The organism is Herbaspirillum sp. 1130, from assembly GCF_017833835.1.
Classification (GTDB): Bacteria; Pseudomonadota; Gammaproteobacteria; order Burkholderiales; family Burkholderiaceae_D; genus Herbaspirillum; species Herbaspirillum huttiense.
Genome location: NZ_JAFICQ010000003.1, coordinates 816426 through 829754, shown reverse-complemented (window position 1 = coordinate 829754; position 13329 = coordinate 816426). Strand labels below are relative to the sequence as shown.

The following is a 13329-nucleotide window of genomic DNA, read 5'->3' as shown; positions in this document are numbered from 1 at the left end:
GTTTCCAGCGATCAGCGCAACATGGCCGACATCGCCGACAAACTGTTGAGCACCCGCACCGCATATTCCGCCGTGGGCGCATCGAATTCGACGGTGACGTTGTCGGTACGTTCAAGAATCGGCAACTGGCTGAAGAGGTCAGTCAGTGCCACCGTCTGCGCCTGCAGGCGGCAACGCAGCGGGCCGCGCATAGGAAGCACCGGCATGGCCGCCGGGTTGGCCACCAGCGCGGTGACCGCCTGGCGCGCACGTTCTTCCAGCAGCATGCAGGACTGCTGGGGCGTGAGCGAATCGCCGCTGTTGGCACCATAGGCCTTCTTGGTCTCGGCGAAGATCGCATGCGGGAACAGCGGTTGATTCTCTTCGATGAAGGCATCATCGCCGCTGCCGAAGATCACCGGCACGCCATGTTCGGCCGCCAGTGCGCCATACAGCCCGGCCTCGCCCAGTTCCTGCCCGCCGAGCCACACGCGGGCGAAGGCAAAGCTGTTGGTGGTGTGGGCCAGGATGCCGCGCCCTTGTGCGCGCGAGTGGTAACCCACCAGCATGACCGCATCGATATCGTGATCCACGCCGCCCATCATGCCCAGCACGCGCGGCTTGCCCAGCACCATGCGCGCCTCCGGGTGCAACAGGTCCGGCAGCAGGTTGCGGAAGCCGCCATGCGAATCGTTGACCTTGATCGCCGTTGCACCAGCCGCCAGTGCGCCACGGATGACGGCATTGGCCTCCTCGGTCATCCAGCGCCGGGCGCGTTCATATTCGCCGTTGCCGGCGCGGGTCTGCTCGGTGTGGAAAACCCCGGCCACGCCTTCGATGTCGACAGAAACCAGGATGTTGGCACGCTTGTTCATGAGGCGGTCTTTCAGGGGAAGCAATTCAGGAAGCCAGGCGCTCGCGCAGGCTCACACGGACATGGCCATCACGTCCGCGCACGGTCTCGGCCGCAAAGAGCGCATGCACGATGGCTTGTTCGACGCAATCAGCGGCGGCATGGAACAGCGGGTCCAGCAGATGATCGGCCAGCAGCGCCAGGTGCAGGCAATCGGCCTCGGCCTCGATGGTCTGGGCCGTGGAGAAGGCCAGCGCAATATCGCCGCTGCCATGGCCGTAGGCGGACCCGGTGCGCGCCAGTCCGGCCCCGGCGCGGGTGGCCAGGCGTTTCAACTGCCGCGCATCCAGCGGCGCATCGGTGGCCAGGATCATGATGATGGAGCCCTTTTCGGGCGCGGTGTCGGGTGTCTCGCTGGCCGCCAATCGCGCGCCCAGCGGATCGCCCGCCAGGATCAATTCGGGCAGTCGCCCGAAGTTGGAGAGGACCAGCGCGCCGACGGTATAGGACTGCTCCGACGAATCCAAGGCAGCCACGCGCGAAGCGGTACCGATACCGCCTTTCAAACCAAAGCTGGACATGCCCCGTCCCGCCCCGACCGCGCCTTGCAGAACCTCGACCGACAAGGCTGCCATCGCTGCCTCAAAATGCTCGGGCTGCACGGCCATGGCCTGCAAGTCGTTGAGATAGCCGTCATTGCATTCCAGCACCAGCCCGTTGACCGTCGGCAGGCTGCGTCCGCATTCCGGATTGCCGCGCACCGTGTGGGCGATCTGCGCATTGAGCAGCGTCCCCACGGCAAAGGTGTTGGAAAGCGCGATGGGTGTTTCCAGCAAACCCAGTTCCTCCAGCTGCACCAGCCCCGCACTCTTGCCAAAGCCATTGATGACGGCCGCCGCCGCCGGCAGCTTGTGCGTGAAGAGATTGCCGCCATGCGGCGCAATCACGGTCACGCCGGTCTGCACCGCACCGGCATCGAGGGTGCAATGACCGACGCGCACACCCTCGACATCGGTGATGCTGTTGCGCGCACCGGCGGGCAAGCGGCCAATATGTGGCACCTGCAGCGGCACCTGCAGGTTCATCATCAGCGCTGGTCGATCTTGGGATCGAGCGCGTCGCGCAAGCCGTCTCCCAGCAGGTTGAAGGCCAGCACGGTCAGGAAGATCGCGATGCTGGGCACCAGCGCCACGTGCGGCGAGGTGACCATGTCGGCGCGGGCTTCGTTGAGCATCAGGCCCCACTCGGGTGTGGGCGATTGCGCGCCCAGGCCGAGGAAGGACAGGCCGGCCGCCGTGATGATGGAGGTGCCGATACGCATGGTGAAATACACCACGATGGCCGAGATGGTGCCGGGGAAGATGTGCTTCCACATGATGGTGGTGTCGGACGCACCGATGCTGCGGGTAGCCTCGATGTAGGTCAGGTTTTTCAGCTGCAGCGTATTGCCGCGCACCAGGCGAGCAAAGGCCGGGATACTGAACACCGACACCGAGATGATGACGTTGATCATGCCGCCGCCCAGGATGGCGACGATACCGATGGCCAGCAGGATGCCGGGGAAGGCGAACAGCACGTCGCAGATGCGCATGACGATGCGGTCCCACCAGCCTTCATAGTAGCCGGCCAGCAAGCCGAAGACGGTACCGATCACGGCACCGATGGCCACCGAGAAGAAGCCCGAGGCCAGCGAGATGCGTGCCCCCATCAGGATGCGGCTGAAGATGTCGCGGCCCAGCGAATCGACCCCGAACCAGTGGGTCCAGGTCGGCGGCGAATTGAGGGCGTCGTAGTCGAAGAAGTTTTCGGCATCGAAGGGCACGATCCAGGGCGCCAGGATGGCGATCAGGATCAGCAGCAGGATGAACACGCCCGCATAGACGGCCAGGCGCTGCTTCTTGAACTTGCGCCAGAACTCGCGCCACGGGGTGCGGATCTTCTGGCCGGAGGCGGCGACTGCAGCCGGATCGGGCGGCGGCAGCGGCGCGCCGGTTTCGGAGGTAGTGGCCAGAGGCGAATTGGAGAGCGACATGATTCCCCTCACTTGAAACGAATGCTGGGGTTGATCACGGCATAAAGCACGTCCACCACCAGGTTGATGAAAATGAATTCCAGCGAGAACAGCAGGATCTCGGCCTGGATGATGGGGTAGTCACGCATCTCGACGGCATCGACCAAGAGGCGTCCCATGCCCGGCCAGTTGAACACCACCTCGACCAGGATGGAGCCGCCCAGCAGGAAGCCGAACTGCAGGCCCATCATCGTCACCACCGGAATGAGCGCATTGCGCAGGCAGTGCTTGATGACCACCACGGTCTCGGTCAGGCCCTTGGCACGGGCGGTCCGCACGAAGTCCTCTTGCAGGATTTCGATGAAGGAAGAACGGGTGAAGCGCGCCATCACGGCGGCCACCGCCGCGCCCAGCGTCAGCGAAGGCAGGATGTAGTGGCGCCAGGTCTCATCGCCGACGGTGGGCAGCCAGCCTAGTTCGACCGAGAAGACCTGCATGAGCAGGATGCCCAGCGAAAACGCCGGGAAGGAAATGCCGGAGACCGCCAGCGTCATGCCCAGGCGATCCGGCCACTTGTTGCGCCACACGGCAGAGGAGATGCCGATGATGAGACCGAACAGCACCGCCCAGATCATGGCCACGATGGTCAGCCACAGCGTGGGCCAGAAGCGCGCGGCGATCTCTTCGGAGACCGGGCGCTTGCTGCGGATGGAGCGTCCAAAGTCGCCGTGGGCGGCATTGATGAAGAAGTTGACGAACTGCTCCGGCAGCGGCTTGTCCAGGCCGAGGTCGGCGCGCACCAGGGCGACCGTCTTTTCATCGGCTTCGGGGCCGGCGGCCAGGCGTGCCGGGTCGCCCGGCAACAAGTGCACGAACAGGAAAACCAGCACCGCCACCAGCAACAGCGTGGGAATGAGGCCTAACAGGCGTTTGATGACATAGGAAAACATGGGACTCTCTGAATAAGGCTGCCCGTCGCTGGTGTGTCCACACCCTGCGGTGGAGTCGCTCCCTGCGCTGCCGGCTTGCATGGCAACGCATCGTGAATCTGTGGGGGAGGATGGCCAGCCACCCTCCCCGCTTCATTGCTGCTCTTTTCTGCTCGTTACGACGATGCAGAGAACCTGCCCAGTGCTGCAAAACTGCATGACGCGGTCTCACAGCACTGCATTTTTGCATCGGCCCGCAAGGGCCGAAAACACGGCGCCTGCTTACTTGGTGAACTCGATGTTCTCAAATTCGTAAGCCTGGTCCGGCATGATGTAGATGCCCTTGAGGTTCTTGGCACGGGCATACAGCAGCTTTTCGGTGACCAAGAAGGCCCACGGTGCATCCTTCCAGACTTCCTGCTGCGCGTCCTTGTACAGCGCTTCCTTTTCCTTGCGGTCGGAGACGGTCAGGGCCTTGGCGATGTCGGCATCGACCTTGTCGCTCTTGTAGTAAGCGGTGTTGAACAGACGCGGCGGGAAGGATTCCGATGCCAGCAGCGGACGCAGGCCCCAGTCGGCTTCACCGGTCGAGGACGACCAGCCCACATAGAACAGGCGGATCGGGGCAGTGGCGGGATCCTGCCAGCTTTCCACACGCTCCACGCGCTGGCCGGCTTCCAGGGCCTGGATCTTGGCCTTGATGCCCACTTGCGCCAGCTGCTGCTGCAGGAACTGGATCACCTTCATGGCGGTGGTATGGGTGTAGGCCGACCACAGTTCGGTCTCGAAGCCGTTCGGATATCCGGCTTCGGCCAGCAGGGCCTTGGCCTTCTTCACGTCATAGGGCCACGGGCCGGTCTTGAAGGCGTAATCCACGCCCTGCGGCAGCACGCCATCCATCGGGGTGGCATAGCCATTGAACGCGACCTTGGCCAGGGCATCCTTGTTGATGGCGTAGTTGATCGCTTCGCGCACCTTCGGGTTGTCGAACGGCTTCTGCTTGACGTTCATCGACATGTAGCGCTGGATGATGGAGGGACCGGCGATCACATCCAGGTTGCCCTTGCCCTTGAGCAGGTCAGCCTGTTCGTAGGGCAGCGGATAGGTGAACTGGGCTTCGCCGGTCTGCAGCATGGCCGAGCGCGAGTTGTTGTCCACCACCGGCTTCCACAGGATCTCGTCGACCTTGGGGTAGCCCTGCTTCCAGTAACCGTCGAACTTGGCCACCTTCACGTAGTCGGTCTGCTTCCACTCCACGAACTTGAAGGGACCGGTACCGACCGGGTGGAAGGCGATGTCCTTGTTGCCGTACTGCTTCAGCGCAGCCGGGGAGATCATCGCGGCCGACGGGTGCGCCAGCACGTTGATGAAGGCCGAGAACGGTTCCTTCAGCACGACCTTGACGGTGTAGTCGTTGAGCACTTCGGTCTTGGCGATGCGGTTGAAGAGGTTGTAGCGCTTCAACTTGTTGTCCGGGTTGGTCACGCGGTCGAAGACGGCCTTGACGGCGTCGGCCTTGAAGACGGTACCGTCATGGAACTTCACGCCTTGCTTGAGGCGAATGGTGTATTCCAAACCATCCTTGCTCACCAGGTAGCCTTCGGCCAGCACCGGGATCAGCTTCATGTCCTTGTCGAAGCCATAGAGGCCCTGGTAGAAGGACTTCATCACCGACAGCGACAGCGTATCGTTGGCGTCATACGGGTCCATCGTGGTGAAGGTCGACGCTACCGCCACGGTAGCAGTCTTGGCGGCGAAGGCATTGGCTGCGCCGAACTGCAGGGCGGCGCCCAGGGTACCCAGGGCCAGCCATTTGGCGGCGCTCATTGCTTTGTTTTTTGCGGATGCGGACATTGGTCTCTCCTGATCAGTGACGCTTGAGTGGTTACAGCTTGATTGAGATTACTGCGCTGACTGCATTTACCAAATTACAGATACGACTGGGGAACATCACGCCTGCGCTCAAAAAGCGCCGGCAATACGGTGCTGGGCCACGAAGTGCCCCGGAGCCACTTCCCGCAGCGGCTCCACCTTGGGCTCATCGCCCACCAGCCGGATCGGGCTGGGAATTTCATCGGTCATCAGTTTCTTGCCCGGCTGGCGCAGGGTCGGATCGGCCACCGGAACGGCCGCCATCAGCTTGCGCGTGTACGGGTGCTGGGGATTTTCGAAGATGGCGCGGCGCGGTCCGATCTCCACGATCTGGCCCAGGTACATCACCGCCACCCGATGGCTGATGCGCTCCACCACCGCCATGTCGTGCGAGATGAAGATGAAGGAGATGCCCAGCTCGGCCTGCAAATCCAGCATCAGGTTGACGATCTGGGCCTGGATCGACACGTCCAGCGCCGACACCGATTCATCGGCGATGACGATCTTGGGATTCAACGCCAGCGCGCGGGCGATGCAGATGCGCTGGCGCTGGCCACCGGAAAATTCATGCGGATAGCGCTGGCCATGCTCGGGCGTCAGGCCCACGCGGGTCAGCAGTGCATCCACGCGCTCTTGTGCGCCCTCCTTCAGGCCGTGCACCAGCATCGGCTCCATGATGGAGTAGCCCACGGTCATGCGCGGATCGAGCGAGGCGAAGGGATCCTGGAAGATGAACTGGATATCGCGGCGCAGCTCGCGCAATTCCGAACGCGGCAGTTGCGCCAGGTCGCGGCCGCCGAACTCGACCTTGCCGCCGGCGATGTCGACCAGGCGCAGCAGCGAGCGCCCGGTGGTGGACTTGCCGCAACCGGATTCGCCGACGATGGCCAGGGTCTCGCCGGAATAGAGATCGAAGCTCACCTTCTCGACCGCATGCACGCGCTGCTTGACGCGGCCGAAGATGCCGCTCTTCACGTCGAAGCGTGTCGTCAGGTCGCGTACCTTGAGGATGGGCTGGCGCTGCGCGGCAATCTCCGCCTGCGCCTGCAGTTCGCTGGCGATCAGGTCGGGACGCACCTCGGCCTGCGGCGCGATGCCGAAGCGCAGCGGCTTGTCGGTGCCGCGCATGGAGCCCAGGCGCGGCACGGCCGCCAGCAGGGATTGCGTATAAGGATGCGCGGGCGCGGCAAAGAGTTGCTTGACTTCGTTCTCTTCCACCTTCTCGCCCCGGCACATCACCACCACGCGGTCGGCCACTTCGGCCACCACGCCCATGTCGTGGGTGATGAAGATCACGCCCATCTGCATCTCCTGCTGCAGCGAGCGGATCAGTTGCAGGATCTGGGCCTGGATGGTCACATCCAGTGCCGTGGTCGGTTCATCGGCGATGAGCAGCGAGGGCTTGCAGGACAGCGCCATGGCGATCATCACGCGCTGGCGCATGCCGCCGGAAAGCTGGTGCGGATGGCGGCCCAGTACGCGCTTCGCTTCAGGAATGCGCACCATCTCCAGCATGCGCAGCGCCTCGGCCTGGGCGGCGGCGCGGCTCATGCCCTGGTGCAGGCGGATCGATTCGGCAATCTGCTCGCCGACGGTGAAGACCGGATTGAGCGAGGTCATCGGTTCCTGGAAGATCATGGCGATCTCCGCGCCCCGGATGCTGCGCATGGTGGCGTTGTCAGCCTGCGCCAGGTCCAGCGACTGGCCGCTGCGGCGCAGGAACTGCATGCTGCCGCTGGCGATCTTGCCACCGCCGTGTTCGATCAGGCGCATGATGGCCAGCGAGGACACCGACTTGCCCGAGCCCGATTCACCGACGATGGCCAGGGTCTCGCCCTGGTTGACGTGGAAGGACAGGTCGCGCACCGCATCGACCGTCCGTTCGGAGGTGGCAAAGCGGACATTGAGCTGACGGACATCCAGCACGCGTTGGGACTGTTGCATCTTGATTCTCTCCTGCTCGGCCGCTTCAGGCCGGTGCTGCGTAAATGGCGGTGACCGGGGCCAGTTCGCCACAGCCCCAGGCGCGATACATGCCTTCGGTATTGAAGGGCAAGGCCAGGTTGCCGTGGCAGTCAATGGCGATGACGCCACCGCGTCCGCCCACCTTGGGCAGGGTCTCGAAGACCACGGCGCGGCTGGCTTCTTCCAGCGACTGGCCGGCATAGGCCATGCGCGCGCCGATGTCGTAGCAGGCGGCGGTGCGCATGAAAGCTTCGCCGGTGCCGGTGGCCGACACGGCCACGGTGGCGTTGTTGGCATAGCAGCCGGCGCCGATGATGGGCGAATCGCCTACGCGGCCAGGCTGCTTGTTGGTGATGCCGCCGGTCGAGGTGGCCGCAGCAAGGTTGCCGAACTGGTCCAGTGCGACGGCACCGACGGTGCCGAACTTGTTGTCCGGATCGATGGGTTCCTTGGGCTCGGCAGCTTTTTCTGCGAAGGCGAAGGAGGAGGCATCGTGGTCCAGCATCGCGCGCGACTGGCCGCGCACGCGCTGCCATTGTTCGTGGCGGGCGTCGGTATGGAAATAATCGGGCTCGACCGTGACCGCACCATGGCGCGCCGCAAAGGCTTCGGCGGCAGGACCAACCAGCAGCACGTGTTCGCTCTTTTCCATCACCGTGCGTGCGGCCAGGATGGGATTGCGCAGATTGGTCACGCAGGCCACCGCGCCCGAGGAGAGGTCGGCACCGTTCATGACACAGGCGTCCAGCTCATGCTTGCCTTCGCTGGTGTAGACGGCACCATGGCCGGCATTGAAGAGCGGGCAGTCTTCCAGCAGGCGCACGGCTTCGGTGACGGCTTCCAGTGCCGAACCGCCGGCATTGAGCACGGCCTGGCCGGCGGCGACGATGTCGGACAGCGCCTGGTGATAGCGGGCCTCGTCCTCGGCCGAAAGCGAAGCGCGCGTGATGGTGCCTGCGCCGCCGTGGATGGCAATTACCGGAGTGGTCATGCGTTGGTCTTTCCTTTGGTTGGGGCGCGCTTGGCGGCCGCCCGCGCGGGCTTGCCGACCGGCGTGGTGCCGGCGCGCTGTTGCTGCTGGGCCAGGTACAGCCACGGCAGCACGAATTCAGCCATTTGCGTGGCGGCCTGCACCGAGCGGCGTGCGCGATGCGCCACGGCATCGCACAGGGCCTGGATCAGGATCAGTGCGGCCGCATCGGAAGTGGGCGCCAGGCGGCCGTCGGTCTGGGCATACAAGGCGACATCGGCCAGCGGCACCAGCGGCGAGCCGGGCGTGTCGGTGAGTGCGATCACGCGTGCGCCCTTCTCCACCGCACGCTGGGTGAGCCAGACGGTGTCAGCCGCATAGCGCGGGAAAACCATCGCAATCACCAGGTCATCGCTGTCGAGCTTGAAAAACTGGCGCGCCGCCTGCGAGGGTCCGCCTGCCATGGCCACCGAACTGACGGTGCGCACATAGGGCTCCAGCGTATGGGCCATCAGGCCGGAGAGATAGGCCGAGGCGCCAAAGCCGGTGATGAAGATGCGCTGCGCCGAGAGGATCATGTCGACCGCCTGCTCGCAGTGTTCCGGCGTGAGCATGCGGCGCGTCGCCTCGATGTTGGCAATGTCGCTGTCAAAGGCGGCCGCCATGATCTCGGCGCTGGTGGCGGTGCGCTGCACCTGCTCGCGCAGCTTTTCCACGGGCGCCAGGGTGGTCGCGAAATCCGAGACCAGCGCAGCACGGAACGAGGCATAACCGTCGAAGCCCAGCGCATGGGCGAAGCGATTGGCGGTGGCCACCGAGATACCGGCGGCTTCCGAGAGTTCGTCGATGGTCATGGTGGCGGCGCGGAAGGGGTTGCCCAGCACGTAGTCCGCCGTCTTGCGGTGCGACTTGGACAATTGCGGATACAGCTTGCCCACGGCCTGTGCTACCGCACCGGCTCCCTGCAAACTGATGTTCTTCGGCTGTTGTGTCACCGCCCGCTACCCCGTCGTCATTGAATTCACTGCCCTCTGCAAAAAAACGCAAAAAAAATAAATCGTTTAAATCATTTATTTCATTTGCAGAGCGCCCTGCCACCACTGTTCTTGCAATGTTCTTGTGCTGTTGCGCCCGCTGATCCGGGCGTATTTATCATCGCGCAGGACTTGTCATTTGCATCAGTCCCGCCAAAAAAAATGTAAATATATTTTCATTTTCGCGGCGAGTAAAGAAAAAATACTTTCAAAAACCGAATATCCTTATAACGCACCAGAAGCACGCGATTGCCAACATGAAATGCACCAGATGTGCGCCAGATGAACGAAGATTCATTGCGCAGTGCACCAAAAATGACGGCCTGGATCACGACCTGAAGGCGATAAAATACGCCCCTTCACTCCGCCCTGCCCGCTCATGAATATCCGCTTCCTTGAAACCTTCGTCTGGCTGGCCCGGCTGCGCAATTTCCGGCTCACGGCCGAGCGGCTGCACACCACGCAGGCCGCCGTCTCCAGCCGCATCGCCTCACTGGAACAGGATTTCGGCGTGCGCCTGTTCGACCGCAGCGCGCGCGAGGTGGCGCTGACCGCCGATGGCAGCAAGGCGCTGGTGTATGCCGAGCGCATGGTCAAGCTCATGCGCGAGATGAAGGACGACATGTCCGACCGCGAAGTGTTTGCCGGCGTCATTCGCATTGGCGTGATCGAATCCATCGTGCACAGCTGGTTTCCGGATTTTCTCGGACGCCTTCACAAGGCCTTTCCGCGCCTGCAGATCGAGATCGTCAGCGACACCACCATCCACCTGCACGAACAGTTCAGCAAGAGCAACCTGGACCTGGTGCTGCAGGCCGAACCGGTGATCGGGCCGCAGGTCAGCAACATCGCGCTGTGCGAATTCCCCATGCGCTGGGTCGGCAGCCCCAAGCTCGACATCGGCAGCGAGACGCTGTCGCTGGCGGACCTGGCGGCCTTCCCCATCATCAGCTTCGCCCGCAATTCGGGGCCGCATGCAGTCATCGAGCGCTTGTTCTCGGGCAGCGAGCGGGGTGAGCGCACATTGCACATCAACTGCATCGCCTCGGTGGCCACCATGATCCGCCTGGCCACCGATGGATTCGGCATCACGGCCGTGCCGCCGGCCATCATCCAGCGCGAACTCAACGAAGAGAGCCTGCACCTGCTGCGCGTGGATACCGAGTTCCCGGCACTGGCACTGATCGCCTGCTTCCGCTCGGACCATGAGAATCCGCTGACCGAAACCGTGGCGCGCATCGCGCAGGAAACGGCGTCCGACTTCGCACTCAATTGGGGCCAGGAGATTGCGCGGCTGCCCGCCCCGCTCGGCTGAGATCGCCCGCCCTCCCGCCTGCACGCTGCCCGGCGCGCCGATGCGCGGGCACGCATGAACAGCACCATCCTGACGCAAACAGCGCCCTGCTTTTGCTCATAAGATTTTTCAATCAAGGCCGTTCAGATTTTCTTGTTGGACAGCGCCTGCCCTGCATCCCCATACTGAATTCAGACCGGCGCCTTCGGGCTGGCACCGGAACATGCCCGGCCCAGCAGTACTTGCCGCCGCTCCCATCCCATCCATGCAGAACACAACACGGCGCCGTCACACGGACGCCGGCCACACTTGAGGAGGTTTTCCATGTCGTATTCCCCATCCGCTGCGGCCACCGCGGTGCCCCCGGCCAGCAGCAGTGCCAGCCTCGAGGCGACCTACGGCAAGATCGCCTGGCGCCTGATTCCCTTCCTGGTCTTCCTGTTCGTGCTGGCCTGGATCGACCGCGTCAATGTCGGCTTCGCCAAGCTGCAGATGCTGCAGGACCTGCAGTTCTCGGAGGCGGTGTATGGCCTGGGCGCGGGCATCTTCTTCATCGGCTATTTCCTCTTCGAAGTGCCAAGCAACCTGCTGCTGGAAAAGATCGGCGCCCGCAAGACGCTGGCGCGCATCACCATCCTCTGGGGTCTGGCCTCGATGGCCATGGCCTACGTCACCACGCCGACCAGTTTCTATGTGCTGCGTTTCCTGCTGGGCATCTTTGAAGCGGGCTTCTTCCCCGGTGTGGTGCTGTATCTCACCTACTGGTTCCCGGCCAAGCGCCGTGCCCGCGTCAATGGCCTCTTCATGACCTCCTTTGCCATCGCCGGTGCAGTCGGCGGCCCGATTGCCGGGCTCATCATGAGCGGCATGGAAGGCGTGGGCCATCTGGCCAACTGGCAATGGCTCTTCATCATCGAGGGCATTCCGTCGATCCTGGCGGGCTTCGCCGTGCTGGCCTGGCTGCCGGAAAAACCGGCCAATGCCAAGTGGCTGAGCGATGCTGAAAAAACTGCCGTCACGCAAGTGCTGGCCGCCGAGAACAGCGCACCGGGCAAGCATTTCTCCTTCAAGGATGCCTGTGCCAACTACCGCGTCTGGATCTGCGCCGCCGTGTATTTCTGCGTGGTCAGCGGCAATGCCACCATCGCTTTCTGGGCACCGTCCATCATCAAGGAAATCGGCGTCAAGGGTAACCTGCAGATCGGCCTGATCTCGGCCATCCCCTTCGTGGCCGGCACGCTGGCGATGGTGTGGAACGGCTTCCACTCCGACAAGACCGGCGAGCGCCGCCTGCACAGCGCCATCGCCACGCTCATCGCCTGTATCGGCTTGATCGCCACCGGCATGACGCTGGGCAATGCGACGCTGGCCCTGTGCTCGCTGACGCTGGCGGCCATCGGCATCCTGGCGGCCTTCCCGGTGTTCTGGTCGATTCCCGGCGCCTTCCTGGCCGGCACGGCAGCCGCTGGCGGCATCGCCCTCATCAACTCCATCGGCAACCTGGCCGGCTTCGTCGCCCCTTACATGATCGGCGCGTTGAAGACCAGCACCGGCTCGCTCTCCTCCGGCCTGTATTTCGTGGCCGCCCTCGAATTCCTCGCCAGCTTCCTGGTGGTGGTGTTCGTCAAGAAGCACTGATCTCTCTCCCCAGGCTGGCCGTCTCCCCGGCCAGCCTCTCCTGAATCACCCTGTAGGAACAGAAACTCATGAAGCTGACCTTTACCCTCCCCGACCAATCCCCCCTCCACGCCGAGATCGATACCCTGGTCATCGCCGGCTGGGCCGGCCGCGACATGGCGGCCATCGAGCATCACATCGAAGAACTGGAGGCCCTGGGCATCTCGCGTCCCAGCGCGGTGCCGCTGTTCTACCGCGTCTCGGCCAACCAGCTCTCGCAAGCCGCGCAGGTGCAGGTGCTGGGCGAGGCGTCGTCCGGTGAAGTGGAGACCTTCGTCTTCAACAGCGGTGGCGAGCTGTATGTCTCGATTGCCTCCGACCACACCGACCGCAAGCTGGAAGCGCACAGCGTGGCCTTCTCCAAGCAGGCGTGCGTGAAGCCCGTGGGCAACAGCGCGTGGAAGCTCTCGGAAGTGGCCGAGTACTGGGATGAACTGGTGATCCGCTCCTGGATCGAGGAAGACGGCGCAACCAAGCTCTACCAGGAAGGCACGCTGGCCTCGCTGCGTACGCCCGGCGACCTGATCGCGCGCTTCACGCAAGGCGGCGCCACCCTGCCCGAGGGCTGCGGCATGACCTGCGGCACCGTGGGAGCCATCGGCGGCATCCGTCCGGCCGCCTCCTTCACGATGGAACTGTTCGACCCGCGCCGCCAACGCGCCCTGCGCCACCATTACGTGGCCGAGTCGCTGGCCGAGGTGGCCTGAATTTCCGGGGCGGCCCAAGGGGCCGCCCATGCGCCTTT

Annotated in this window: 11 protein-coding genes; 3 read left to right on the top strand and 8 right to left on the bottom strand. The window is 63.7% G+C overall.

The features are described from left to right. Positions 1 to 11: 11 nt before the first annotated feature. From JOD78_RS17355 to JOD78_RS17320, 8 genes are all read right to left on the bottom strand, one after another. Positions 12 to 854, bottom strand: a complete 843-nt coding sequence (locus tag JOD78_RS17355) for a M55 family metallopeptidase (RefSeq protein ID WP_209568347.1) — start codon at positions 852 to 854, stop codon at positions 12 to 14. A gap of 25 nt (positions 855 to 879) precedes the next feature. Beyond that, a complete protein-coding gene (locus JOD78_RS17350; protein WP_209568349.1) occupies positions 880 to 1920 on the bottom strand; it encodes a P1 family peptidase in 1041 nt (346 codons plus the stop codon). Further along, positions 1920 to 2864, bottom strand: coding sequence for a glutathione ABC transporter permease GsiD (gene gsiD, locus JOD78_RS17345; RefSeq protein ID WP_034337513.1), 945 nt, complete (start codon positions 2862 to 2864; stop codon positions 1920 to 1922). The genes JOD78_RS17350 and gsiD overlap by 1 nt, the downstream gene beginning before the upstream one ends. Positions 2865 to 2872: 8 nt before the next feature. Continuing rightward, positions 2873 to 3793, bottom strand: coding sequence for a glutathione ABC transporter permease GsiC (gene gsiC, locus JOD78_RS17340; protein ID WP_039786532.1), 921 nt, complete (start codon positions 3791 to 3793; stop codon positions 2873 to 2875). Positions 3794 to 4054: 261 nt separating this feature from the next. Then, positions 4055 to 5626: a glutathione ABC transporter substrate-binding protein GsiB gene (gsiB, locus tag JOD78_RS17335; RefSeq protein WP_039786533.1), complete on the bottom strand. Its 1572-nt coding sequence runs from the start codon at positions 5624 to 5626 to the stop codon at positions 4055 to 4057. A gap of 108 nt (positions 5627 to 5734) precedes the next feature. Beyond that, on the bottom strand, positions 5735 to 7588 hold the full coding sequence (locus tag JOD78_RS17330) for a dipeptide ABC transporter ATP-binding protein (protein WP_121039344.1): 1854 nt from the start codon (positions 7586 to 7588) through the stop codon (positions 5735 to 5737). 25 nt (positions 7589 to 7613) lie between these two features. Beyond that, the gene (locus tag JOD78_RS17325; RefSeq protein WP_209568351.1) at positions 7614 to 8600 is read right to left on the bottom strand and encodes an isoaspartyl peptidase/L-asparaginase; all 987 of its coding nucleotides are present in this window, start codon (positions 8598 to 8600) and stop codon (positions 7614 to 7616) included. Beyond that, entirely contained in the window at positions 8597 to 9574 is a 978-nt protein-coding gene (locus JOD78_RS17320) for a MurR/RpiR family transcriptional regulator (protein ID WP_121039338.1), read from the bottom strand. The genes JOD78_RS17325 and JOD78_RS17320 overlap by 4 nt, the downstream gene beginning before the upstream one ends. A gap of 418 nt (positions 9575 to 9992) precedes the next feature. Here JOD78_RS17320 and JOD78_RS17315 point away from each other — a divergent pair, with 418 nt between their 5' ends. The 3 genes from JOD78_RS17315 to JOD78_RS17305 all read left to right on the top strand — a co-directional run bounded on the left by JOD78_RS17315 (position 9993) and on the right by JOD78_RS17305 (position 13291). After that, positions 9993 to 10928, top strand: a complete 936-nt coding sequence (locus JOD78_RS17315; protein ID WP_039786540.1) for a LysR family transcriptional regulator — start codon at positions 9993 to 9995, stop codon at positions 10926 to 10928. A 303-nt stretch (positions 10929 to 11231) separates the two neighbouring features. Next, complete coding sequence (locus JOD78_RS17310) at positions 11232 to 12545, top strand: MFS transporter (RefSeq protein WP_121039335.1); 1314 nt, start codon at positions 11232 to 11234, stop codon at positions 12543 to 12545. Between the two features lie 68 nt (positions 12546 to 12613). Continuing rightward, a complete protein-coding gene (locus JOD78_RS17305; protein WP_121039332.1) occupies positions 12614 to 13291 on the top strand; it encodes a DUF2848 domain-containing protein in 678 nt (225 codons plus the stop codon). Positions 13292 to 13329 lie beyond the last annotated feature (38 nt).